The organism is Flavobacterium limicola (assembly GCF_003634755.1).
Taxonomy (GTDB): Bacteria; Bacteroidota; Bacteroidia; order Flavobacteriales; family Flavobacteriaceae; genus Flavobacterium; species Flavobacterium limicola.
The window spans coordinates 64,844-90,177 of the sequence record NZ_RBXA01000003.1; the positions used below are offsets into that span (position 1 = coordinate 64,844).

General features: G+C 35.6%; 18 protein-coding genes and 1 tRNA gene. 10 read left to right on the plus strand and 9 right to left on the minus strand.

Annotation, left to right across the window (positions count from 1 at the left end):
• Positions 1-192 precede the first annotated feature (192 nt).
• The 4 genes from purL to BC952_RS10355 all read right to left on the minus strand — a co-directional run bounded on the left by purL (position 193) and on the right by BC952_RS10355 (position 9,609).
• Positions 193-3,858: a phosphoribosylformylglycinamidine synthase gene (purL, locus tag BC952_RS10340; protein ID WP_121365597.1), complete on the minus strand. Its 3,666-nt coding sequence runs from the start codon at positions 3,856-3,858 to the stop codon at positions 193-195.
• A gap of 92 nt (positions 3,859-3,950) precedes the next feature.
• A complete protein-coding gene (locus tag BC952_RS10345) occupies positions 3,951-5,783 on the minus strand; it encodes an endonuclease (protein WP_121365598.1) in 1,833 nt (610 codons plus the stop codon).
• 302 nt (positions 5,784-6,085) lie between these two features.
• Positions 6,086-7,924 (minus strand): endonuclease, encoded by a 1,839-nt coding sequence (locus BC952_RS10350; RefSeq protein ID WP_121365599.1) that lies wholly within the window; start codon positions 7,922-7,924, stop codon positions 6,086-6,088.
• A 158-nt stretch (positions 7,925-8,082) separates the two neighbouring features.
• Positions 8,083-9,609, minus strand: coding sequence for a hypothetical protein (locus tag BC952_RS10355; protein ID WP_121365600.1), 1,527 nt, complete (start codon positions 9,607-9,609; stop codon positions 8,083-8,085).
• Positions 9,610-9,724: 115 nt separating this feature from the next.
• On the opposite strand from BC952_RS10355, the gene BC952_RS10360 reads away from it, so the two are divergent.
• The 5 genes from BC952_RS10360 to BC952_RS10380 all read left to right on the plus strand — a co-directional run bounded on the left by BC952_RS10360 (position 9,725) and on the right by BC952_RS10380 (position 13,749).
• Entirely contained in the window at positions 9,725-10,162 is a 438-nt protein-coding gene (locus tag BC952_RS10360) for a PaaI family thioesterase (RefSeq protein WP_121365601.1), read from the plus strand.
• A 125-nt stretch (positions 10,163-10,287) separates the two neighbouring features.
• Positions 10,288-11,358: an isochorismate synthase gene (locus tag BC952_RS10365; RefSeq protein WP_121365602.1), complete on the plus strand. Its 1,071-nt coding sequence runs from the start codon at positions 10,288-10,290 to the stop codon at positions 11,356-11,358.
• Between the two features lie 48 nt (positions 11,359-11,406).
• Positions 11,407-12,123, plus strand: a complete 717-nt coding sequence (gene bshB1 / locus BC952_RS10370; protein WP_121365603.1) for a bacillithiol biosynthesis deacetylase BshB1 — start codon at positions 11,407-11,409, stop codon at positions 12,121-12,123.
• 74 nt (positions 12,124-12,197) lie between these two features.
• Positions 12,198-12,273, plus strand: a tRNA-His gene (locus BC952_RS10375).
• A gap of 279 nt (positions 12,274-12,552) precedes the next feature.
• Positions 12,553-13,749 (plus strand): PAS domain-containing sensor histidine kinase, encoded by a 1,197-nt coding sequence (locus BC952_RS10380; RefSeq protein WP_121365604.1) that lies wholly within the window; start codon positions 12,553-12,555, stop codon positions 13,747-13,749.
• Positions 13,750-13,943: 194 nt separating this feature from the next.
• Here BC952_RS10380 and BC952_RS10385 read toward each other — a convergent pair whose 3' ends face one another.
• The 5 genes from BC952_RS10385 to BC952_RS10405 form a co-directional block, all read right to left on the minus strand.
• On the minus strand, positions 13,944-14,957 hold the full coding sequence (locus BC952_RS10385) for a M28 family metallopeptidase (protein WP_121365605.1): 1,014 nt from the start codon (positions 14,955-14,957) through the stop codon (positions 13,944-13,946).
• A 3-nt stretch (positions 14,958-14,960) separates the two neighbouring features.
• Positions 14,961-15,974 (minus strand): DUF3667 domain-containing protein, encoded by a 1,014-nt coding sequence (locus BC952_RS10390; protein WP_121365606.1) that lies wholly within the window; start codon positions 15,972-15,974, stop codon positions 14,961-14,963.
• Between the two features lie 103 nt (positions 15,975-16,077).
• Positions 16,078-16,848, minus strand: a complete 771-nt coding sequence (locus BC952_RS10395) for a dienelactone hydrolase family protein (protein WP_121365607.1) — start codon at positions 16,846-16,848, stop codon at positions 16,078-16,080.
• Positions 16,849-16,959: 111 nt separating this feature from the next.
• A complete protein-coding gene (locus BC952_RS10400) occupies positions 16,960-19,161 on the minus strand; it encodes a penicillin acylase family protein (RefSeq protein ID WP_167445765.1) in 2,202 nt (733 codons plus the stop codon).
• A 17-nt stretch (positions 19,162-19,178) separates the two neighbouring features.
• Positions 19,179-19,631: an Lrp/AsnC family transcriptional regulator gene (locus tag BC952_RS10405; protein ID WP_121365609.1), complete on the minus strand. Its 453-nt coding sequence runs from the start codon at positions 19,629-19,631 to the stop codon at positions 19,179-19,181.
• Positions 19,632-19,863: 232 nt separating this feature from the next.
• Between BC952_RS10405 and rocD the strand changes: the two genes are divergently transcribed.
• The 5 genes from rocD (at position 19,864) to BC952_RS10430 (ending at position 25,332) form a co-directional block, all read left to right on the plus strand.
• Entirely contained in the window at positions 19,864-21,147 is a 1,284-nt protein-coding gene (gene rocD, locus BC952_RS10410; protein ID WP_121365610.1) for an ornithine--oxo-acid transaminase, read from the plus strand.
• The gene (locus BC952_RS10415; protein ID WP_121365611.1) at positions 21,147-22,109 is read left to right on the plus strand and encodes an arginase; all 963 of its coding nucleotides are present in this window, start codon (positions 21,147-21,149) and stop codon (positions 22,107-22,109) included. The genes rocD and BC952_RS10415 overlap by 1 nt, the downstream gene beginning before the upstream one ends.
• A 307-nt stretch (positions 22,110-22,416) precedes the next feature.
• Complete coding sequence (locus BC952_RS10420) at positions 22,417-23,280, plus strand: hydroxymethylglutaryl-CoA lyase (RefSeq protein WP_121365612.1); 864 nt, start codon at positions 22,417-22,419, stop codon at positions 23,278-23,280.
• 109 nt (positions 23,281-23,389) lie between these two features.
• Positions 23,390-23,941 carry a hypothetical protein gene (locus tag BC952_RS10425; RefSeq protein ID WP_121365613.1) on the plus strand — a complete coding sequence of 184 codons (552 nt, stop codon included), beginning with the start codon at positions 23,390-23,392 and terminating at the stop codon, positions 23,939-23,941.
• Positions 23,938-25,332, plus strand: coding sequence for a DUF5723 family protein (locus BC952_RS10430; RefSeq protein ID WP_121365614.1), 1,395 nt, complete (start codon positions 23,938-23,940; stop codon positions 25,330-25,332). The genes BC952_RS10425 and BC952_RS10430 overlap by 4 nt, the downstream gene beginning before the upstream one ends.
• Positions 25,333-25,334 lie beyond the last annotated feature (2 nt).

Below are 25,334 nucleotides of genomic sequence, written 5' to 3' on the forward strand. Positions count from 1 at the left end.
TTGTAATTTATTGCAAATTAAATAAAAATTAACAATAAATTTTGGTTTATTTAAATTAAATATTTATTTTTAATTAAATTATTGGTATTCAGCGAAATCGATTTCTTTGAATTAGATTTATTGAATGAATTTTAGTAAAAAAGCGTTCACTGTTAGGTGAACGCTTTTATAAATTTAAAAAAACAGGTTAAATTATTTTTTATCCATCCATTTTCTGGCATTGACAAAAGCTTCATGCCAAGGAGAAACTTCATCATCTCTATCTTTTGGATAATGTGCCCAGTTCCATTGGAACGTAGAACGCTCAATGTGTGGCATCATAACCAAGTGACGTCCTGTTTTATCGCAAAGCATCGCAACGTCAAAATGAGAGCCGTTTGGATTAGCAGGATAGCCTTCATAGGCATATTTAGAAACAATATTATAATTTTCTTCACCCATGGGTAAGTTAAATTTTCCTTCTCCATGCGAAACCCAAACTCCAAGTGTGCTTCCCGCTAATGAAGTAAGCATAACCGAATTGTTTTCTTGTACCGTAACCGATGTAAAAATACTTTCATGTTTATGGCTTTCGTTGTGCAGCATTTTTCCGTGAACTTCGTGCTCGGGATTAATCACTTCGAGTTCCATAAACAATTGACAACCGTTACAAATCCCCACTGATAACGTGTCTTCACGTTTGAAGAAATTGTCTAAAGCGGTTTTTGCTTTTTCGTTGTATAAAAATGCTCCTGCCCAACCTTTGGCAGAACCCAATACATCCGAATTCGAGAATCCTCCCACAGCACCAATAAACTGAATGTCTTCCAATGTTTCACGACCAGAAATCAAATCAGTCATGTGAACATCTTTGACATCAAAACCAGCCAAGTACATCGCATTCGCCATTTCACGCTCCGAGTTACTTCCTTTTTCACGGATAATAGCTGCTTTTGGTCTTGCTTGAGAAGCGTCTATAACTGGTTTTTTTCCTGTGAAATGTGCAGGGAAAGTATAATTTAAAGCTTGGTTTTTATAATTTTCAAAACGCGCTTGAGCCGTTCCGTTTTTCGATTGTTTTTGGTCTAATAAAAACGAAGTCTTGAACCAAATATCTCTGTATTCTTTTATGTCAAAAGTCAAATGGCCAAGGTCTAAAGTTGCTTCATTCGTAGCAGTTCCTAATTTATAGAAAGAAACATTATTTGCGTTTAATTTAGATTCTACTTCAGCATCTGATTTCGCTTGAATGACAATTCCAATATTTTCAGAAAATAGGATTTTAACCAAATCTTTTTCTTCGAATCCCGATGCTTCGGGAGAGAAATCTATTTTTGCTCCCAAATTCACATCTGCAAAACACATTTCTAATAAAGTCGTGATCAAACCACCACTTCCTATATCGTGTCCTGCAAGGATATTGTTTTCTAAAATTAATTCTTGAACGGTATTAAAGGCTCTTTTAAAAAATGCAGCGTCTTTAATTGTTGGCACTTCTTTTCCAATAGTATTCAATGTTTGTGCAAACGAAGAACCGCCTAATTTAAAATCATCTTGGGATAAATTGATGTAATAAATAGAACCACCGTCTTTTTGTAAAACGGGTTCTACTACTTTTCTAATATCGGTACAATTTCCACCTGCTGAAATAATTACCGTTCCCGGTGCAATTACTTCTTCATTTGGATATTTTTGTTTCATGGAAAGTGAATCTTTTCCGGTTGGAATGTTGATTCCCAATTCGATTGCAAAATTCGAACACGCTTCTACTGCAGCGTATAAACGAGCGTCTTCGCCTTCGTTTTTACACGCCCACATCCAGTTTGCCGAAAGTGAAATTCCTTTTAATCCGTCTTTTATTGGAGCCCAAACAATGTTTGATAAAGATTCAGCAATAGCAGTTCTTGTTCCTGCCACCGGATCAATTAATGAAGCAATAGGCGAGTGCCCAATCGCAGTGGCAATTCCCTCTATTCCTTGATAATCCAAGGCCATTACACCACAATTATTCAATGGCAATTGCAATGGACCGGCACATTGTTGTTTGGCTACTTTACCACCTACACAACGGTCTACTTTATTGGTCAACCAGTCTTTACAAGCAACCGCTTCCAGTTGAAGAACTTGCTGTAAATAGGTGGAGATATTTTTCTCGTCGTATGTTACATCAGTATAGTTTCTCTCAATTGTTTTGTCCGTCATCACTACTTTTGGAGAACTTCCAAAAAAGTCTTCCAACGCAAAATCCATTGGTTTAGCGCCAGTTGATTTTGATTCGAAAGTAAAACGGTGATCTCCGGTTACGTCTCCTACTTGATACATTGGGGAACGCTCACGGTCAGCGATTTTTTGCAATAAATCGATGTTTTCTTTGGCGATAACCAATCCCATTCTTTCTTGAGATTCGTTACCAATTATTTCTTTTGCCGAAAGGGTAGGATCTCCCACAGGCAATTTGTCTAAATCAATTAATCCGCCTGTTTCTTCCACTAATTCCGAAAGACAGTTTAAATGTCCTCCGGCTCCGTGATCGTGAATCGATACAATTGGATTAATATCACTTTCTACCAAACCACGAATGGCATTGGCAGCACGTTTTTGCATTTCCGGGTTCGAACGTTGAATCGCATTCAATTCAATTCCTGAATTAAAAGCGCCTGTGTCAGCTGAAGAAACTGCAGCTCCACCCATTCCAATTCTATAATTTTCACCACCAAGGATAACAATTTTATCACCTGTTTGTGGTTTTTTCTTAATCGCTTGGTCTAATTTTCCATACCCAATTCCACCCGCTTGCATAATCACTTTGTCGAAACCTAGTTTGCGTGCGTCTTCTTCGTGTTCGAAAGTTAGGATAGAACCTGTAATCAACGGTTGTCCAAATTTATTTCCAAAATCAGAAGCTCCGTTTGATGCTTTAATCAAAATATCCATTGGTGTTTGATACAACCATTTTCTTTCGGTCATACCGTTTTCCCAAGGTCTGTTTTCGGCTAAACGAGAATATGAAGTCATGTAAACTGCCGTTCCAGCCATTGGCAAAGAACCTTGTCCACCTGCTAAACGGTCCCGAATTTCTCCACCAGAACCCGTTGCAGCACCATTGAAAGGCTCTACAGTTGTTGGGAAATTATGTGTTTCTGCTTTTAAAGAAATAACAGAATCAAATTCTTTTACTTCATAAAAATCAGGTTTGTCAGCACTTTTTGGCGCAAATTGTTGTACCCGTGGTCCTTTTACAAAAGCAACGTTGTCTTTATAAGCCGAAACAATATCGTTCGGGTTTTCTTGAGATGTTTTCTTGATTAATTTGAACAATGAAGATTCTTTTTCTTCTCCGTCAATTATAAATTTTCCGTTGAAAATCTTGTGACGACAGTGTTCTGAATTGGCTTGTGAGAAACCAAAAATTTCAGAATCCGTTAGTTTTCGTCCTAATTTGATCGCTAGATTATCTAAATATTCCACTTCTTCCGGACTTAAAGACAATCCTTCTTTTGCATTGTAAGCAGCAATATCATCGATGTCCAAAATGGCTTCCGGAAGCACATTGATAGTGAAAATATCTTGATTTAACTCGGTGTATTTTTGCGAAAGCATCGGGTCAAAATCAGAAAAATCAGCTGTTGCTTTATGAAATTCTTCGATTCTAATGATACCGGATATTCCCATGTTTTGGGAGATTTCCACAGCATTAGTGCTCCAAGGCGTTATCATAGTGGCGCGAGGGCCAACAAAAAAATCCGTCAGTACGGATTTTTCTATTTTATTTGAATCGGCAAAAAGCCAGTTTAGTTTTGAAATGTCTTGAGCCGAAATTTCGTTTTGCGTGTGTACGGCAAAAACAGTTTTGCTTTGGTTTTCAAAGAAATGGATCATTGTTATGTAGTTTGTTGTATTGCGGTGCAAATTTAGACAATTAAGATTAAATTTTGGCTATAAAAAAAGCGGCAAATTTGCCGCTTTTTGAATTAGTTGATTATTAATTTCTTTATGACCGAATCCGAATCGATGCTGACGCGAACCAAGTACGTTCCTTTAGCAATGTTTGGCAGCGTAATTTCTGATTTGGTGCTGTTTTCTTCGCTGTAAATTTTCTGACCAATGATAGAATAAATTTCGATAGAATACATTTTATTCGAATTATTGACAGAGAAAGTTCCCTGGGATGGATTTGGATAAATAACAATTGCATCGATATCTAAAACAGTTTCTGTTTTCGACTCTTTTGCAACGATGCGGGTTCCTAAATTGTTACACGTATCAGATGTATAAGAATCCCATTGGGTCGTTTTATTGAAAGTAGTCGTAGGAGAAGTAACAGTTGCTTTTCTTCGTAGGGTTTGATCCGCTGCAAAGTTTGCTGTTCCGCCGTTAAAAGTTCCAATGATGTCAATTAAGACTCCATTTTTGAATAACCCCACAGCATCATTTCCGTTAAAAGCCATCTCAGTTGCTGCTGTAGAAAGATTAGCGGAACTTATTGGATAGCAACTGGATGCCATTAAACTATTTATGATGGTAAATTTACTTCCGTTATTCAACGTTCCGGTTAAGGATAGTCCTGTACTCCAGGCACCGGCTCCATTGGTTTGTTTTTTGATGCTGTAAATCGATAAATTAATCGCTGCGCCAGTTGCATTTGAAATTTCCAACGCTTTATTATTTGAAGAACCTTCAATATATTCAGAAAATAATAAATCGGTTGCAGTCGAACCAGTTGCAGCCGTTGTGACATTCAGGGTATTACTCGTTGCAGAAATATTCCCTGCGGCATCTTTAGCTTTTACAGTGAAAGAATAGGCTGTTGAAGCGGTTAATCCCGTAATAGTAGTGGTAAGTCCAGTTACTGTTGTTTTTAAAGCGCTGTTCATATATACATTATAGCCAGTTACAGCTGTATTGTCAGTGGAACCTGTCCAGCTAAGCGAAATTGTAGTAGTTGTTTTTGCAGATGACACTAAATTTGCGGGAGTTGTAGGAGCTTGTGCATCAGCAGTTGGATTCCATATTGCCTGAACGTATTCAGGGTGATCAATATAAGGATTTCTATTGTTTTGGATGGCGTAAATGGCATTGTTACGAGCAATTTCTCTGGAACTCACAGGGTCTTGATTGTGCCATGTTATCAATAAGTTTAAAAAAGCTGTAGTGAAAACCTGATTACTTGTGCCATTAAACATTGCATAGGAATAACCGGCTACGGTATTCTCGTAACGTGTTGCAAAATAAAAATACATACGTGCAATATCACCTTTGAATTCATTGATAGGTTCGAAAATAGGCCCGGAATAACCAGAAGTTGTACTTGATCCAAGTTTACTTCCGTTTAAGGATGTCCAAGTTGCTGTAGTCACCGGTCCGTGTGGATAATTAGAACGCTGACCATTTACTTTCCCATCAGTAGGTGTGATAAAATGTGCATCCGAAACCATAGGTGCGGCAGAATTAAAAGTTGATTGCGGAATAATGTGTTCTCTGTTGTAGCAATCACCTTCAACACTATAAGTTCCGCATCTTTGTGTTGTTCCTGCAGAATAGGTGTAAGGATCTGTTCCTGTTGGTTTTTCGGAATACATGTCTAATATTGTAGCATCATTTTCATAGTAGTAATCACGATCAGATGTTTGGTAAGTTGTGTACAATCCGGCATATCCTTTATCAGTGTGCCCTTTTATAATGTTATAAAGTTGTGTTTTTAATGTGTAGCCAGTTCCTGTGGCTGTTGTGTAATAATTACTCGGGATTTGGGCGATACCAACCGTGACGAATAACAATAATAAGGCAGAGTAGATTTTCTTCATAATTTAAATTTGTTTTGGTTATTGGGGTTAATTTCAGATTTTCAAAACTTAAAATTTAAATTTTTAAAACACTGAACTGACGCAAATTTATAACTTTTAATATCGTTTGTGTTAAGAAATTGTGAATATAATTATGGTTTTCTTAATATAATTATGAACATTGTAACGAAAGTAGTTTTAGTCTTACTTTGGAAAAAATAGAAGTAAAAATTGAGGAAGGTATTTTAAAATGGTATTGAAAAATTGAAAACAAAAAAAAGCGGCAATTGATGCCGCTTTGAATAAATAGTTCGTTTTTTAAACTAGTTTACAATAAGTTTTTTAGTAACCGATTTGTTATCATTTGTTATTTTAACTAAGTAAACTCCTTTTTGAAGATTGTTTACTGTAGCAGAAGAGCTGTTTGTGTATTCTTTTTCAAAGACTTTTTGTCCTAAAACTGAAAATACTTGAACAGAATATTTTTCATTTGAATTTTCAAAATTTATTTTGACATTCCCATTGGATGGATTTGGATAGATATTGAATTCATTTGTATCAAAATCAACATTAGAAAGGGTTGCCAATGAATGACTACCAATTCCATCACAAGTATTATTTGGATAAGAATCCCACTCAGCAGTTTTATCAAAAGTAGTGTTTGGACCTGTAATACTTGATTTTCTTCTTAATGTTACATCAGCTGCAAAGTTGGTTGATCCTCCATCAAATTTTCCTATGATATCGATTAACACTCCATTTTTAAATAATCCCATAGGATCATTTCCATTGTATGCTTCTTGAGCTGATGATAGATTGGCATTTGCCACTGGATAACACGTTGTAGCCATTTGTGGATCTACTAACACAAATACAGCACCTGAGTTTAGTGTTCCTGTTAGATTAAGTCCTGCACTCCAAGCTCCGGCTCCATTTGATTGTTTTCTTATTGAATAACCTGTCAAATTAACTACTGCTCCAGTAAAGTTAGCAATTTCTAACGCTTTGTTAAATCCGCTTCCTTCAACATATTCTGAAAAGAATAACTCTGTAGCTCCCGATCCACTTGTTGGGGTTGCAGTTGTTGTTCCGGTTACTATTGCACTTGCTACAGATGAATTTCTTTCATCATCTCTTGCAATTAAATAAAAGTTGTAGCTAGTGGAAGCTAATAAACCAGAAACAGTTGCAGTGAGTCCAGTATGAGTAGATTTTAAAGTGTTATCAACATACAAGTCATAGCCAGTAACAGCAATATTATCTGTAGCGGCTGTCCAGGTTAATGTTATAGCGTTTGATGTAGTAGTAGTTACCGCCAAATTTGTTGCGGCGGTTGGAGCTTCTGTATCTGCAGGTTGTGTAGTCCAAACGGCTGCTACATAACTTGGATTGTCAATGTAAGGATTCCTGTTGTTTTGACGCGCATAAATTGCGTTGTTACGCGCAATTTCTCTAGCACTAACCGGATCTTGATTGTGCCAAGCCAGTAATTGATTTAAAAATGCTGTGGTAAATACTTTCCCCGTAGAATTATTGAACATCGGGTAATTGTATCCGGCTACAGTATTTTCATAACGTGTTGCAAAATAGAAATACATTCTGGCAATATCGCCTTTGAACTCATCTATTGGTTCAAAAACAGGACCTGTATAACCAACAGTTGTGCTTTCACCAAGTTTACTTCCATTAAGAGTAGTTTGAGTAGCAGTTGCTACTACAGAATGCGGATAATTAGACCGAATCCCGTTCACTTTTCCATCTGTAGGAGTGATGAAATGTGCATCAGAAACCATTGGTGATTGTTCATTGAACACAGATTGTGGTATAATGTGTTCTCTATTGTAGCAATCTCCTTCATTAGTATAGTTTCCGCATCTTTGCGTAGTTGCTATAGTGTAAATGTAAGGATCTGTTCCTGATGGATTCTCGGAATACATGTCCAATACAGAACCGTCGTTTTCAAAGTAATTATCAATATCTGACGTTTCATAAGTAACATACAAGCCTGCATAATTTTGTACTGTATGGTCTTTAATGATGTTGTACAATTGAGTTTTCAACGTGTAGCCAGTCCCTGTGGCATTTGTATAATACCCTGCTGGTGCTTGCGCAAAACCTGCTGTGAAAAGAAATAAAAAGAATAGCGAGTAGATTTGTTTCATAGTTTAATTGGATTACTTAGTTTAAAATTAATTTGATTTATGGATTAAAATTTTGACAAAACTACTATTTAAATTGATATTGGAAGTTACTAAATGTTTAATTCGATTAAGATTCTTTTTTATTTTTAAATAGTTAGGATGCGCTAATTCAGAGTTATTTATTTTGGAAAAGCTTTGCTTTGATACGCACCTAAATCAGGTGGTAAAGTTCTAGTGTTTCCTATAATATCAAACGGGATCAGATACGCTGAATTCCCTTTTGCGTAAGCGGCCGAAGTTTCATCGATATTAAATTTGTTCTGTGAAATATTGAAAAATTTTGGATCCTTGTTCAAAATTATCGAGTTGTAATGTGCGGTATCCGTATTGAATTGATAATCGGGATTCGCTGTAAACTGATTGGATACGTTATCAAATTTTATCAGGCAATTGTTGAATTGGTATTCAAAAACGGCTCCTGTTTTTTTGGTTAAATTCATTTCATTGGAATATGAACCATAAATAATGCAATTGTTAAACGTGGCTGCTGTTAAATCTTTCGCTTCCGGAATTGCTCCCAAAATATAATTACTTACTAAAACGGCCACCTGTTGCGAGCTGTTCCAATTATTATTGAAAGTGGAATGAGTAAAACTATAATTTCCGCCATAGGTACAGGCTAAACTGACTAATCCGGCATTATTAATGACAACATTTTCGCCATTTATTTTTGCGGTCTGCGCCAAAATACCGTAGTTGCTACTGTTATAGATTTGGGTGTTTTTTACAGAAACTGTTGTACCATCGTTGTTTTGAATTAACAATCCAATCGTTGCATTTTTGATGGTGAGATGATTCAAAGTATTATTGGTGCTTCCATCAGTAAGCCAAATGGTTCCCCATTGTCCAGGAACATCAGAAAAATCAGGCTCTAAACGGTCTCCTTCAAAAATGACTTCGTTTTCGAGTTTATCCGTTGTTGATAGAGTTCCATTAATATTGATTGACGCATTATTGGCTACAATAAGTCCAGAATTAGCGTGGAAATGTATTCGAGTTCCTGCTTCAAAAGTGGCTGTTTTATTTGAAGGAACCGCAGCATAGCCATAAATTACATACGGTTTGTCATTCGTAAACTGCAATTCGTTCCCGTTGACAGGGTCATTTTCATCTAGATAAAATCCATCAATTTTTTCGTTTCCAATAGGAAGTGTTTCAGTAGTTCCATCAGCAAAACGCTTTGGATACAGGAAAACAGCATCTTGTATAAGTGTTACCAGTTCTACATTTTGAAGATTTTCGCCACTGTCAAACTGAATTTGATCAGTGTACAAAAAATCAGAAGCATTGGCGTCAGTACTATTTGCGGTTGTTTCTATGAAAATATACAAACTGTCTTTTGCTAAAAGGTCCACATTGTTAAAAATTTTCCCGTCTGTTCCCTGCATTCCGTCAACGGAGATTCGGTATTTTGAACTCAAACCTTTTCCTAATTTAATGCTTGGAATCGTAATGTCATTTTTACTTTTGTTGTACACTTTGAGTCGGTACGTGCTTGAACCGATGTTAGAGAAAACAGTGTCAAGATAAATCGTGTCCTTGGAAAATTCTAAATCTCCTGTGCTAGCTACGGTCTCAAAATCAGAACGGCAGGAACAGATAGTCAATATGATTCCAATAAAAAACAATACTATTTTGGGACTCATTTGGTTATATTTTTTGTAAAAATAGGTAAAATCTATTTCGAAATCAGAATAACAATAGTATTTACTGTTATGTGACTTATCTTTTAATTATTTTTACATTTTTAAAGATAAAAACATGATATTCGACAAAGAAAAAATACTTCATTATTGCAATCACGTTTCTAAAAACACCTTAATGGAAACGTTGAATATTAAATATACGGACGCAGGAGAAGATTTTCTTATTGCAACAATGCCCGTCAATCCTTCTGTGCATCAGCCAATGGGATTATTGCATGGAGGAGCATCGGTGGCTTTAGCAGAAAGTGTAGGCAGCGCCGCATCTATGATTTATGTAAATTCAGAACTAAGCGAAGTCCGCGGAATTGAAATTTCAGCCAATCACTTGAAAGCAAAACGGGACGGAATTGTAACGGCAACCGCTAAGATTGTTCACAAGGGCCGAAGCATTCATCTTTGGGAAATACGAATTACGGATGAAAACAATAATTTAATTTCACTTTGCAAGCTGACGAATATGGTTTTGCCAAAAAGAAAAAGCGAAAATAAATAATTGAATTTAATTTTAGCTAAAGCCAAAAATCAGTTTCAGTCAAATTGACCAAGATGGTTTCGATACTATTAAGCAAATCAAAATGCCTTTAGGTTTAGTGGAATTTATATTTTAATACATTATATATGATCGATTTTTTTATAAAAGTAAAGCAACAAAAAGCTCAAAATCTACCTTTTGTGTTATACCGAAAACCAAATAACATCAAATTAATAGGTTTTTTTCAAAATAACGACCACTTATATTTTGCCGAGAATTTTGAAGAGACGGGATTTGTTTTTGCTCCTTTTGAAGGAAGTCAGATGATACTGATTCCTAGAAATCAATCGGTAAAATGGGAAACCCTGATTACTTCTTTCAAGGAAAATGAAGATTCAGATTTCATAGATTCAGAAGACATTCAAGCGAAAGAACATTTTGAAAGTCTTGTCCAAAAAGGAATTGATGCTATTGCAAAAGGGACTTTGAAAAAAGTGGTCTTGTCACGAAAAGAAATTGTTGGTTTGTCAAATTTTGATTTAGTTTCAATTTTCGAAAAATTAATTCAAAATTATCCCACCGCTTTCTGCTATTGCTGGTTTCACCCAAAAATAGGCTTATGGATGGGCGCTACACCGGAGCGATTACTAAAGGCTAATACGAATACTTTTTATACAATGTCATTAGCTGGAACGCAAAAGCTTCAAGGTGATAAAGAAGTTGTCTGGGAGAAAAAAGAAATGGAAGAGCAGCAATTTGTTACCGATTTTATTTTGGATAATCTAAAGGAATTGACTTTAGAAGTTTCCGTTTCAAGCCCTTATACTGCGCAAGCGGGAACTTTAGCACATATTAAAACCGATATTGAAGGGGTTATTAATGACAATTCAAGTTTGAAGGAAGTTGTTTCTGTTTTGCATCCAACACCCGCTGTGTGTGGATTACCAAAAGAGGTTGCTAAAAATTTTATTTTGGAAAATGAGGGCTATGACCGTGAATATTACACCGGTTTTTTAGGCGAATTAAACAAAGAAGGATTCAATAAAGGAGAAATAAAATCAGATTTGTATGTGAATTTGCGATGCATGCAAATCAAAGATAATCAAGCGCATTTATATATGGGTTGTGGTATTACAAAGGACAGTATTCCTGAAAACGAATGGAGGGAAAGTGTCAATAAGTCAATGACTATGAAGAAAATATTGGATTTGAAGTAGTATTCGCAACTTTAAACATTAAACAAAAAAACATTAAACGAATTTTAGATGAAATTAGATATACTTGCTTTTGGTGCGCATCCTGATGATGTGGAATTGGGTTGTGCAGGAACCATTTTAAAAGAAATTTCTTTAGGAAAAACGGTGGGAATCGTTGATTTGACCCGTGGTGAATTAGGAACTCGTGGTTCAGCGGAAATCAGGGATCAGGAAGCCAATGCTGCTGCAAAAATCCTAGGAGTTTCTGCACGTGAGAATCTGGAAATGCGGGATGGGTTTTTTGTCAATGACGAAAAGCATCAATTGGAAATCATAAAAATGATTCGCAAATACCAACCGGAGATTGTTTTGTGTAATGCTATTGATGACCGACACATTGATCATGCAAAAGGAAGTAAATTAGTTTCTGATGCTTGTTTTTTGTCTGGATTGATGAAGATTGAAACTGTGCTAGAAGGAGAGAAACAAAAGGCTTGGAGACCCAAATTAGTGTACCATTACATACAATGGAAAAATATTGAACCGGATTTTGTGGTTGATATTACTGGTTTCACCGATAAAAAAATCGAATCTATTTTGGCTTACAGTTCTCAGTTTTACGATGCAAATTCTGAGGAACCAGAGTCCCCAATTTCAAGTAAAAACTTCTTGGAGAGCCTGAATTACCGTTCTAGAGATTTAGGAAGGCTCACTGGGGTCGATCATGCAGAAGGTTTTACGGTAGAAAGATATTTGGCAGTCAATAGCTTAGGAGATTTGATATAAATTTCGTGTAATTTTTTAAAAAAAATATTTGCAAAAGTAAACTTATGTCGTATATTTGCCACCGCTAAGCAAATGGTGGTTGTAGCTCAGTTGGTTAGAGCATCGGTTTGTGGTACCGAGGGTCGCGGGTTCGAGCCCCGTCTCCCACCCAGAAAGCAAAAGCTTCGAAGAAATTCGAGGCTTTTTTTGTGGAATAAAGTCTCGTGGATTGTAGGTGCTATTTTCTGGCTTGAAAATTGTAAAAGGGAAATAGTATTAGAGAGGTGTTAAAAAAGTCATGTAGGATTTCGGACATACATTCTTCTGTTAGGGGTTATATTCTGTGATTTACAGAAATCGTGTTTTCTTTTGTGTATCTTTGAACGCATTGCATAGTTAAATCAATCGAAAATAAGCTTTCAAAATTTTAAATATTATTTACATAATTTAATGGAAAAAGAGAAAATCAATTCTAAAATTCTTAAAAGTAATTACATTCCAACAGCCGAGTTTTACAGCCAAATAATAGATAGTTTACAAGATTATTCGATTTTTACTCTTGACAATGAATTTATAATTAATAGCTGGAGTTCAGGTTCAACCAAAATATTTGGATATGAAGCTGACGAAATTATAGGACAGCATTTTGATGTTATTTTTACTGAAGAAGATGTACAAAATGGTATTCCGCAATCAGAAATTCAAGCTGCATTAAAAGAGGGGAGAGCTACGGATAACAGATGGCATATTTGTAAAGACAGGAATGAATTTTATGCTTATGGTTTGGTTTTTCCGCTTATTGGAATTGATGGCGACATGTTAGGTTACGTAAAAATTCTACGAGATTTGACGGAGAGAAAGAAATCGGAGGATGCCATAAAAAAATATGTAAAAGAACTGGAAGACCTTAATACGCACAAAGAGAATGTTCTTGCAATTGTTTCTCATGATTTAAGAAGTCCGTTATCTGGAATTATCGGAACGGCTGAGTATTTGAAAACAAATTTTGACAGATTAGAATCCAATAAGGCAAAAGAAATGCTTGATTTGCTTCAAAAAACTGCAGTAGATGAGTTAAACATGCTGGATAATTTAGTGGAATGGGCTAGAATAAAATATGCCTCGGAGGTGTTTTCTCCGGCAAAAATTGAACTTTTTGATTTTGTACAAAAGGGTTTTGAATCATTGAAGGAATCGGCTTCTTTAAATTCTATAAATCTCCTTAATGAAATCGAACCCAACATCAGTGTTTTTGCAGATGGAAAAATGTTGCTTTCTGTTTTTCAAAACATAATTTCTAATGCCATCAAGCATTCTTTACCTGGAGGGGAAATTACCGTTTTGGCGAAAATTGAAGTGGAAAAAGTAATAATTCAGATAAAGGATTCAGGAATTGGAATGTCAAAAGAGGTGCAAAGTAAACTTTTTACCCCACAAATGAGTACGCTTTCTAAAGCAAGAAAAGATAACAAAGGTGCCGGAATTGGATTGTTGTTGGTGAAAGGGTTTTTAGAAAAAAATGATGGTGAAATATGGGTTGAAAGTATTGAAGGAATTGGTTCTTCATTTTATTTTACATTGCCTATTGAGGAGCCTTTGTATAAAATTGATAGTTCAGATAAAATAGAATTTGACGAAAGGGTTTAATAAATAAATGATAAAAAAAAGAGCTTTGAAGTGATTCAAAGCTCTTTTTTTATGGGGTTTGCACAAGGGATAGCAGTGGAAATCCTTTATACCCTGTCAGGGTTAAAAAAACCTGACAGGGTATAAAGATTGTAGCGTATAGCCCGACCACGCTGTAACGCTAGTGAAAGCGTGGATGTGCCCAAATATTTAATCTATTTTTTATCTACGATAGGTCTTTCGGTGCGGTTTGCCAATTCCCAAGCGGTAACAAATGCAAATTTTGCTCTTTTGGTCAACGCATCGTATTCGATTTTGTCTGGACTGTCTGTAGGTTTGTGGTAATCAGCATGCACTCCGTTGAAAAGAAATACCGATGGAATTCCGTGTTTAGCAAAGTTGTAATGATCCGAACGCTCATAGAAATGGTTTGGATCTTTTGGGTCGTTGTATTTGTAGTCTAAATTTAATTGGGTGTATTTAGCGTTTGCAATGGTACAAATGTTATCTAAATCAGTTGATAATCTGTTTGCGCCAATCACATATACGTAATTATTACTGTCAGCATGTGCTTCGTCACGACGGCCTATCATGTCAATATTGATATCGGTAATGGTGTTCGCTAACGGGAACAAAGGATTTTCTGAGTAATAGCGGCTTCCGTGCAATCCGTGTTCCTCGCCGGTTACATGAAGAAACAGGATAGAACGTTTTGGGCCGTGTCCTGCTTTTTTAGCGATTTGGAACGCTTGTGCAATTTCAAGTAAAGCAACAGTTCCGGAACCATCATCATCGGCACCGTTATAAATTTCTCCATTTTTTGTACCTACGTGATCGTAATGGGCTGAAATCACCAAGACTTCATTTGGTTTCTCAGATCCTTCAATATACGCCCAAACGTTTTCGGAATCTGGTAAATTTTCATTTCGCTTGGCATTCAGGAAAGCAGCAGGAATTTTTTGGTAAAAGTCTGAAGCGCCAGTTGGGAAGCTGATGTCGTTTTTCTTGTATTGATCGATGAGGTAAACACCTGCTTTTTTCTGACCTGCAGACCCGGTTTCTCTACCTTCCATTTCGTCTGAAGCTACAATGTACAAGTGCGTTTTTAGTTCATCCGCGGTAATTGTATTCATGTATTTTGTTGGGTCGACATGAGTGACACTCGCCTTTTGAGTCGTACAGCTTATGGTTAAAGCAACCATTAAACCTAATAAAGGGATTTTTTTCATTTTTTAATGTAAATTAATAAAGGTGTAAATAGCAAAGATTGATAATATGATAATAATTAGCACGAAGTTAATAAAAAATAGCAGACTGCTTTTTATAAAGGATATCAAGCGGGTTTCACCATAAAAACGATGATGTGCTGGATAGAAATAATAAATCATCCATCCAATACCAATAAAATTAATTACTATTTGTATGAAAGAAACGAGACTCGATTCTGAAAATGGTGTCAATCCTTTGTTAATTATAAACAATAACAAAAACAGCAATAACAAAAAGGAAAAGTAATGTAAGGTAAAAATCCCATGATCAAAATAATACCAGCGTTTCTTATTGTGGAAAAGCCAGAGGAAAAGAGCAAAAATAGGCATGAATACAAAAAGTACTTTTGGTAAATTATGGGTAAAGGAGCTTATGAATTTTTCAATAATTTCGCTTTGTGTATTATTTTCTTTAACGATTTGGATTTTTTTATTCATCCAATAACTAATATCGGAAAGCTTTTCAGATTTAGGGGAATGCTTTTGAATAGAGTCTAATTGTTCTACAGATTCGTATCCAAAATTAAATAATTGAATATCTCCTTTTGTGTTAGTTAGGTTCTTTTTGATTGAATCATTTATGGATAAGGAATTCTGAAATGCTTTGCTTTTAGTGGTAATAATAGATTTCTTTTCAAGAGTTTTATCTGAAGAATTGTTGGCAGTAGGAAAAATGGCAATCAATAGAAAAGTGATAAAGCTTATAAAAATGTACAATCTGACCGGAGCCAAATAAGACAATCTTTTTCCGGAAAGGTATTCTTTGGTTAGCGCAGCAGGTTTGAATAAAAGATTTTTTATGGTGCGCCAAAAAGCGTTTTCATAATGTGTCAAGTCCTCAAAAAAGTGGATAAAGAGATGGTGAAACGTTTTTCGGGTATCGGTGTTTTCTTGTCCGCAATTAGGACAGAATCTATTTTCAACCACATACCTGCAATTGAGGCAGGTTTTGTCGGTCCTGATTTTACTTTTTGACATAAAAAAAAATAGTATAAGTTCTAGATTTTTGTTAAATTTCAATTGATAAAACTAACAAAAATCTAGAACTTATACTGTTTTTGAAAAAAATATATTTTCTGAATTATTTCAAAACTTCTTTTAAGAAAGAATTCATGCGTTCCCAAGAACGTTTGGCAGCTTTTTCATTGTATGCCGCACCTTTAGAATTATCATTTCCAGCTTCAGGATCTGTAAAAGCATGTACTGAATTAGCATAATAAATCATTTCCCAATCTGCTTTTGTGTCTCTCATTTCTTGTTGAAAAGCGGCTACTTCAGCAGCTGGAACATACGTGTCATCTGCACCGTGTAAAACCAAAATTTCTGCAGTGATTGGATTATTTACTCTTGCGGCATCACGACCTAAACCACCGTGAAAAGAAACTGCACCTTTAATTTTCATTCCTGCTCTTGCCGCTTCAATAACACCAGTTCCTCCAAAACAATATCCTATCACAACAATATTATCTGGATTTGCACCTGCTTTCACTAATTGATTTAATGCAAGCTGAATGCGTCTTTGGTAATCAGCCACATTATTTTTGTAAAAACTGGCTTGCTTTCCAGCTTCCTGAGTGTTTGTCGGGTAGTTTCCTTCTCCATAAATATCGGCCACAAACGCATAATATCCCATCTTTGACAACTTCTCAGCTGATTGTCTTGCGTGCGTATCTATTCCTTTCCAAGCTGGAAGTATTAAGATTCCAGGTTTAGTTTTGCTTCCTTTTTTCGGAGCAATTGACAATCCATTTAATTTTTGATTTCCGTCTGTGTATTTTACTGCTTTCAATTGTGCAAAACCGCCATTGGAAAACAAAAGAAATCCTAATAAGGCAAAGAAAGTATTTTTCATATTGTTTTTTTTATTTTTACAAATATCTCAATTAATTTATTCTGAAATTATAACTGTCATTTTTTTAATTGATAACAGTATTTTTAATTCTTATAATAAACCGAGGAGTTATTACTCTCCCGGATGATAGGTTTTTTCGGCATTTTTTTGGACATCATCTTTGTAGAACAAAACGTCTTTTAACTGCCCTTTTCGATACATTTCAGCTTGGTCGTAAAAATGTTTAGATTTTGGATCACCACTGTTTCCGCCTGCAAGTATTGATTTTGCTTTTATCTTTGGTCCAAATTCGACTGCGCACACAAAACTGTTGCCGTTTGTTCCATAGCGTTTTTTAGTATCTTTTTGGTAATTGCTTTTATAAGCGGGTAAACTTCCCCAAAGTGCCGGTCCATAACCTATGGGCAAACTTTCAAGAGCATCGTTATAAATCAGATTAATGTCGCCGGAAGTTCTTTGGAAACGATTGATTTCTCCCCAAGGAATTTGCCAGGTCCCAAATTTAATTTTCAAATCGTTGACCACCATTTGCAATTGCGGAATCAGTTGATCCGGAAAAGCATTTTTTGTAAAATTCATGGTGTTTTCCACTTGGTCGAGTTCTCCTTCATCAGTATACACTTTTTGAATAATTGGATCTAATTTATAAGCCCATTCCACAGCCAGAGTTGTAGCCACAGAATTTTCCTTGGCGTAATAATCCCAATTTTTTAGTAGTGTTATCGGTTCTGAAAGTTCTGTGTAAAGTGGATCTTCAATGCTGATATTTTTCTCGAAACTAGAAATTAACGCTGGAATCAGAAATTCGAAAGCCGTCAGTTTCGTGTCATAACCGTCAGCAATTACTTTGTCTAAGGTATATTTATCACCTTTGCTCAATAATCGAACGGCATTTAATCCTCTAAAACTTTCTCCGTCCGGAGCCATGTACGGCACGTAATTTTCTTCTTTTGGACTGTTCTCACCTGCTACAGTGTAAGGTGTAGAATTGCAGTTTTGCAGCCAACCGTTTATTGGATTATAGGAATGTACCGTTTCTGAAACGTCGTGTAATCCTTTCCATTGTGTTGCCGGAGTTGTGCCGTCCATCACTTTTGACCAATTCAGTTTTTTGTCCCGAATAGGAACAAAATTTCCGTGCCAATACGCAATATTTCCTTCTTTGTCAGCGTAAACAGTATTATTTGATGTGTTTGCTTTCAAATCCATTGCTGATTTATAGTCTGCAAAGCTTTTTGATTTTGTTCGTATCCAACTTTGTTCCAGACTTTTCATCGAACGATTATTCGATTTTAAGCTAATCCATTTTCCGTCTCTTTTGGCCATGATTGGACCGTGAATGGTAAAATAGGTATTAAATATTTTAGGAATTAATTTCCCGTTTTCCAAATATTTGATAGTTATTTTTTTCTCGATAATCGGAACTAACTTATTGTCGTATTCGTAAAATAATTTGTTGTTTTTGGTCACGATTTTTTCGGCATACATATCCGCTACATCCACATTTGAAGAGGTATGCATCCAGCCGCAATTCTCATTAAATCCTTGGTAAATGAAAAATTGTCCCCAAGTCACTGCTCCGTAAGCGTTCAATCCTTCTTCGCTGCTCATTTGTATTTCTGGCCTATAATAAAAAGAAGTATGTGGATTAATGTATAAAATGGAGTTTCCCGATGCCGTTTTTGATGGAGCAATTGCAAAACCATTAGAACCTGTTTGCACGTCTTTTTCTCGTTCTATGTAGGCCACTTTATCGGTATTTCCAGAATAAAAAGCTTTCAATTCTCCGGTTGAAAGATCAGCGGTGCTTATGGCTCCAATACTTCCATCGGTCCAAAGCAACGGGAACCATGGTTCAAAACGAGTCAATAAAGCGGGCTTTACCTCGGGGTGATTGTGCAGGTAAAAGTTGATTCCGTCCGCATAACTGTTTAATAATTTTCTCAACCAAGGTGCCGCTTTTTTATAATCGGCTTTTGCCTCTTCGGCGTCCATCAAAAGTTTAATTTCTAGATCATTATACAAAACCGACTGTCCTTTGATTTCCGAAAGGCGTCCGATTTTTTCAATATAATTCATTTCTACCCGCTTGAAATCGTCTTCACATTGTGCGTATAACATTCCAAAAACGGCATCCGCATCGGTTTTTCCATATACGTGTGCAATTCCCCAATTGTCTCTGATAATGGTGACTTGTTGCGAGAGTTTTTTTAATCGTTCTATTTCTTGGCTTGATATTTTTTGTGAAAACATCGAGAAACTAAAACAAAAAACTAGGATTGTAAGTGGCAAATGGTTCTTGAAGTGCTTCATTTTTATGGAATATTATGTTAGAGACTTACATTTCTTTTGAAAGCACAACCCAATTCAATTATTGAATCCGTTTTGGCAATGCCGGGAATAGTATCAATTTTTTCATAAAGAACTTTACGCATGTGTTCGTGGTCTTTGGCAATAATTTTTATGTAAAGGGTAAACGATCCGGTAATGTAATAACACTCGGTTATTTCCGGTATTTTTTTCAGTTCTTCAATAATCCTATCTGAATCCTGGTCTTTATTCAGCGTAATTCCTGTAAAAGATCCCCAATCATATCCTACCTTTTTTTCATTGATTACAGGTTTTATTCCAGTAAGTATTCCTTGTTCCATTAATCTGTTGATGCGTTGATGCACCATGGTGTTTGATATTTTTAAGTTGGCAGCAATGGCTGAATAGGCCATTCTTCCGTCTTTCTCTAATTCTTTAATAATATTAATATCGAATTCGTCCAGTATTTCCATATTTGTTTAATTGTATGATTATGCTTTTTCTGTTTGTCTAAAAGTACTTATTTTTATTTATTTTTAAATTCATCTGTAAATTGAATTGTAAATTTAAAAATGACTTATTTTTAACCTAAATTAGATAAATATTTTTAAATAAACACTTTTTAAAAGTCAAAATATTTATTTTTATTGGTAAATTAAAAAAAAATAGTAATTTTGTTTTTTTAAACAGTAAATCTGAAACATCATGACACATACAGAACAAAACCTTTCTTCAAAATCTGAAGCGTTGATAGCAAAAGAGAATCAATATGGTGCACACAATTACCATCCTTTACCTGTAGTTTTAGAAAGAGGTGAGGGCGTTTATGTATGGGATGTGGACGGAAAAAAATATTATGATTTTTTATCGGCATATTCAGCTGTAAATCAAGGACATTGTCATCCAAAAATTGTAGGCGCTATGATTAAACAAGCACAAACATTGACGTTGACGTCACGTGCTTTTCACAATGATCAATTAGGACCTTTTGAGGAATATGTGACCAAGTATTTTGATTTTGATAAAGTGTTGCCAATGAATACTGGTGCAGAAGCTGTTGAGACTGCTTTGAAATTATGCAGAAAGTGGGCGTATGAGGTTAAAGGAATTCCTGAAAATCAAGCACAAATTATCGTTTGTGAAAACAATTTTCACGGAAGAACTACAACAATCATTTCATTTTCCAATGATGAAACTGCCCGTAAAAGCTTCGGACCATTCACAGCTGGATTTATTAAAATTCCATACGATGATGTCGAAGCATTGGAAAACGTTTTAAAATCAACCAAAAATATTGCTGGATTTTTAGTGGAACCTATTCAAGGTGAAGCAGGAGTTTATGTTCCGAGTGAAGGATATTTAGCAAAAGCCAAAGCACTTTGTGAAGCACATAATGTTTTATTTATTGCAGATGAAGTACAAACAGGAATCGCCAGAACCGGAAGATTATTAGCAACTTGTGGAAATTGCGATTGTAAAAAAGGATGTGAAAACAATCCTGAAGTAAAACCAGATATCTTAATCCTAGGGAAAGCAATTTCTGGTGGTGTATATCCTGTTTCGGCAGTTTTAGCGAATGATCACATTATGAATGTGATTAAACCAGGACAACACGGCTCTACTTTTGGCGGAAATCCAATAGCGGCTGCAGTTGCAATAGCTGCGCTTGAAGTGGTAAAAGAAGAAAATTTGGCGCAAAATGCAGCTTACTTAGGTGAAGTTTTAAGAACGGGACTGAATGCCATTGCATCTAGAAATCCATTAATTACCTTGGTGAGAGGAAAAGGATTATTGAACGCCATAGTTGTCAACAGTGATGAAGAATCTGATTTGGCTTGGGATATTTGTATGAAATTCAGAGATTATGGATTATTGGCAAAACCAACACACGGAAATAAAATTCGATTTGCGCCGCCATTAGTAATTACGGAATCTCAAATACACGAATGTTTGGCTATTATCGAGAGAGCATTAAACGATTTCAGATAATGGGAAAAACAATAAAATTAATAAAGAACAGATCCGATATTGGGGCTGGAACAAGAGGATCAGACTTAGGAATTGATGCTATCGAAATTGCTGCAATTAATAAAAACAGCGATTATTTTAATCAATTTGAGTTTGAAGATGTAAAAACGCATAACGAATCCATATATGATAAAAATCGAAGTTCTTCTGCTAAAAGGATTGAGCACGTTGTGGAGCAATGCAACCGAGTTTGTAATGCAGTTAAGAAAAATATAGAGGGGAATTATTTTCCAATAGTATTGTCGGGAGATCATTCTTCGGCATTAGGAACTTTAAGTGGTATAAAAGCAGCATATCCAGAGCAAAATATTGGTGTGTTTTGGATTGATGCACATGCTGATTTGCATTCGCCTTACACTTCGCCATCTGGAAATATTCACGGAATGCCATTGTCTGCAGCGCTTGGCGATGATAATTTGAGTTGTCAGAATAACGAAGTCCCTGCTGAAACACAGCAACATTGGGAGGGCATGAAAAATATTGGCTATAACGGACCTAAAGTTTTAGCCGAAAATCTGATTTATTTTGGAGTTCGTGATACCGAGGAAGAGGAAGACAAGCAAATTGAAAAATTGCATATCAAGAATTATAAAGTTGATGAAGTGCGTTATAGAGGATTGCAAACTTGTGTCGCTGAAGCTTTATCAAAACTCACGCATTGTGAAGTTTTGTATATTTCTTTTGATGTGGATTCCATGGATTGCGATATGATTTCCTATGGGACAGGAACACCAGTTCCAAAAGGTTTTGATCAATATGAAATCATAGCGATTATCAATCAAATTATCCAAACTAAAAAAGTGGTTTGCATTGAATTTGTAGAAGTAAATCCATTATTGGATACTAAAGGAAATAAGATGGCAGAAACTGCTTTTGAGGTTTTAGAAGCCATAACTTCAGAACTTATTTTGCCTATCGAATAGTTCCTGTAAAAAATTTGTAAAAGCCCGAAATCAATTTTAGATTCCGGGCTTTTTTAGTTACTAGATGTAAATAATAAGCAATGGTTATGAAATCAATATGATTCGATTTATTGTTGTTTCTAATTCATTTATCAGTTTACATTATTATTGGTTTTCAAATGGTTTCAAAAAAGTAATTCAGTTCTTAAAAAAATTAACCATTTCTTGTCAAAACAAGGTATTTTTATCAAGAGATTATTGTTGTTTTTTAAAATTTAGTAAGTTAGAAATTTTGCAACTTTACAAGTTTTAGTATCTTTGGCTTCCTATGGAGCCAATAAAAATTATAGAATGTCCACGCGATGCTATGCAAGGTATTAAACCATTTATTCCTACGGAAAGAAAAGTTGCTTACATTCAATCATTATTGCGTGTAGGTTTTGATAGTATTGATTTTGGGAGTTTTGTTTCGCCCAAAGCAATCCCGCAAATGCAGGATACAGCCGAAGTTTTGGCACGACTTGATTTGTCTCAAACCCGAAGCAAACTCTTAGCGATTATTGCTAATACACAAGGGGCAACTCTGGCAGCAGTTCATCCTGAAATACGATATTTAGGTTTTCCATTTTCGATTTCTGAGAATTTCCAAATGCGGAATACCCACAAAACCATAGCCGAATCATTAATCACTTTACAGGAAATTCTGGAAATTGCAGCTAAAAGCAACAAAGAAGTGGTGGCGTATTTATCAATGGGTTTTGGAAATCCATACGGCGATCCTTGGAGCGTTGAAATAGTAGGAGAGTGGACTGAAAAATTGGCCATTATGGGAGTGAAGATCCTCTCACTTTCGGATACGGTGGGAAGTTCGACTCCTGATGTAATCTCGTATTTGTTTTCGAATTTGATTCCAAAATATCCCGAAATAGAATTTGGGGCGCACCTTCATACCACACCTGATAAATGGTTTGAGAAAATTGATGCTGCTTACAAAGCAGGATGCCGTCGATACGATGGTGCTATTCAAGGTTTTGGTGGTTGTCCAATGGCTACAGATGATCTTACGGGTAACATGCCTACGGAGAAATTATTGTCCTATTTTACGGCGCAAAAGGAATTTACAAATATGAGTCCAATGAGTTTCGAAAGCGCTTACAATGAGGCTTCAATGTTGTTTGGGGAGTTCCATTAGAAATTAGATAAATGAAAATACAATTGAACTCATTACATTGTTGATACTAAGTTTAGTATTGATGCGTTGAGTATAATATCCACTAAAATTACTTTTAATTTATAAAATCATGAAACTACCTGCTTTAAATAGAGTTGTAGGCCTATTAATTCTTCTATTATTTTCTTTTTCATGTGCAAGTGATTTAGATTATGATCAGGCGAATGATTTAAAACTGGAGCCTGTTTTTGTCGCTAATTTAGCGTATTTTGATGTTCCAGCAAATGGATTTGTTACTGATGGAGTAGAGCAAAGTGTCATTTTTGACACGCCAACCGTTGATGTGTTCAATGATGATTTTTTTAGAGATAATTTGAAAAAAGTAGAGTTTTTCTTTGAAATGGAAAACACCATAAATAGAGCTTATTCAGTAGATTTAGTATTTTTAGACAATAATAATCAACGGGTTCATGCTACTAATTTTACTGTCCCGGAATACGCGGGCGCAGAAAATAAAGTGACCAAGACTGAAATATTCGAAAATGCCCAACTTGACTTATTAAAAAGAACTACAAAAATTGTTTTTACACTGACGATGTTGCCGGGTGCTCCATTGAATGAGAATAGTTCAGGTAGATTAAAATTGCGTTCAGGTGTAACCGCTTATTTAGTAGTAGAATGAGAAAAATAATCCTGATTTTTGTTCTATTCCTGGCGATAGATTGCTTTTCACAAAACAAACAAATTTTATATAATTTTACTTCAGTTCCTCAGTCTTTGATGACAAATCCGGGTGCAGATTTCAAGTACAATTGGTACGCTGGAGTTCCTTTATTGTCTGGGATTTCTGCCAATGTAGGTTCAAGCGGTTTTTCGGCGTATGATTTATTTGCGGATAATGGAGTCGATTTTAATGTGAAATTACGCAATGTGGTATTTTCTACCACCCGAAAAGATAAAGTAGCAATAAACGAACAAATAGAAATTTTTAACGGAGGTTTTAAAATAGCAGGAGAGGAAAGTGATTCCTATATTTCGTTTGGAATGTATCAGGAATTCGATATGCTGAGTTATGTTCCTAAAGACATTGCCATTTTAGCTTTGGATGGAAACAGAGACTATTTGGGTAAAGTCTTTAATTTGGGCGATTTGAGTGTCAAAGCAGAAATGCTATCCGTATTTCACCTTGGATTTCATAAAAACATCACCGAAAAGATTATTTTAGGAGTCCGTGGAAAAATTTATTCCAGTATTTACAATGCTAATTCTACAAATAACTCCGGTTATATTTATACGATTCCTTCAGATACAGGAGTTTATGAACAGATGATTTATTCACAATTACAGCTGAATACATCTGGAATTGCTCCATATGATGATGAAGATTATGAGCCAAATGTGGCCAAAGATATTACCAAAAGAGCCCTTTTAGGTGGTAATTTAGGTTTGGGATTTGATGCCGGTTTTACCTATTATCCAAAGAAAAACATACAGCTTACCGCCAGTGTTATTGATGTAGGATTTATTAAACACAGCAAAGAAGTGGAAAGTTTAACTTTTAAAGGAACGTATAAATACGAAGGTGTGGTTCCAAATTTCAGCTCGGGAAATTCAGCAGGAGGTGGATATCAAGAATTTAAAGATGCTATTCCTTTGGACACGTTATATGCGGATTACACAACTTGGCGTCCATCAAAGTTCAATACTTCGGTTCAATATTCTTTTAATGAAGAAAGACCGGAAGATTGTAATTGTCTTAATTATGACCCGGAAACGACTTATAAAAGTGCGGTTGGCGCCCAGTTATTTGTGATGTCTACGCCACGAACGCCATTAGTTGCTTTTACCACGTATTACCGAAGAAAAATATTCAAGGCTTTACAAATGAAAGCGACGTACACACTAGATTCGTATTCATATAAGAACATAGGATTGGGATTGTCCAGTCATTTTGGACCTGTGAATTTCTATGTTCTTGCCGATAATCTTTTAGAATATAGCGATGTTACCAAGGCAAATAGTCTTTCTTTTCAACTGGGACTGAATGTTATTTTTAAGAATACTAAAAAATAAAT

Bases quoted from the DNA above. Each gene is read 5' to 3' on its own strand.
- purL (WP_121365597.1), bottom strand. From the start codon at position 3,858: ATGATCCATTTCTTTGAAAACCAAAGCAAAACTGTTTTTGCCGTACAC.
- BC952_RS10345 (WP_121365598.1), bottom strand. From the start codon at position 5,783: ATGAAGAAAATCTACTCTGCCTTATTATTGTTATTCGTCACGGTTGGT.
- BC952_RS10350 (WP_121365599.1), bottom strand. From the start codon at position 7,924: ATGAAACAAATCTACTCGCTATTCTTTTTATTTCTTTTCACAGCAGGT.
- BC952_RS10355 (WP_121365600.1), bottom strand. From the start codon at position 9,609: ATGAGTCCCAAAATAGTATTGTTTTTTATTGGAATCATATTGACTATC.
- BC952_RS10360 (WP_121365601.1), top strand. From the start codon at position 9,725: ATGATATTCGACAAAGAAAAAATACTTCATTATTGCAATCACGTTTCT.
- BC952_RS10365 (WP_121365602.1), top strand. From the start codon at position 10,288: ATGATCGATTTTTTTATAAAAGTAAAGCAACAAAAAGCTCAAAATCTA.
- bshB1 (WP_121365603.1), top strand. From the start codon at position 11,407: ATGAAATTAGATATACTTGCTTTTGGTGCGCATCCTGATGATGTGGAA.
- BC952_RS10380 (WP_121365604.1), top strand. From the start codon at position 12,553: ATGGAAAAAGAGAAAATCAATTCTAAAATTCTTAAAAGTAATTACATT.
- BC952_RS10385 (WP_121365605.1), bottom strand. From the start codon at position 14,957: ATGAAAAAAATCCCTTTATTAGGTTTAATGGTTGCTTTAACCATAAGC.
- BC952_RS10390 (WP_121365606.1), bottom strand. From the start codon at position 15,974: ATGTCAAAAAGTAAAATCAGGACCGACAAAACCTGCCTCAATTGCAGG.
- BC952_RS10395 (WP_121365607.1), bottom strand. From the start codon at position 16,848: ATGAAAAATACTTTCTTTGCCTTATTAGGATTTCTTTTGTTTTCCAAT.
- BC952_RS10400 (WP_167445765.1), bottom strand. From the start codon at position 19,161: ATGAAGCACTTCAAGAACCATTTGCCACTTACAATCCTAGTTTTTTGT.
- BC952_RS10405 (WP_121365609.1), bottom strand. From the start codon at position 19,631: ATGGAAATACTGGACGAATTCGATATTAATATTATTAAAGAATTAGAG.
- rocD (WP_121365610.1), top strand. From the start codon at position 19,864: ATGACACATACAGAACAAAACCTTTCTTCAAAATCTGAAGCGTTGATA.
- BC952_RS10415 (WP_121365611.1), top strand. From the start codon at position 21,147: ATGGGAAAAACAATAAAATTAATAAAGAACAGATCCGATATTGGGGCT.
- BC952_RS10420 (WP_121365612.1), top strand. From the start codon at position 22,417: ATGGAGCCAATAAAAATTATAGAATGTCCACGCGATGCTATGCAAGGT.
- BC952_RS10425 (WP_121365613.1), top strand. From the start codon at position 23,390: ATGAAACTACCTGCTTTAAATAGAGTTGTAGGCCTATTAATTCTTCTA.
- BC952_RS10430 (WP_121365614.1), top strand. From the start codon at position 23,938: ATGAGAAAAATAATCCTGATTTTTGTTCTATTCCTGGCGATAGATTGC.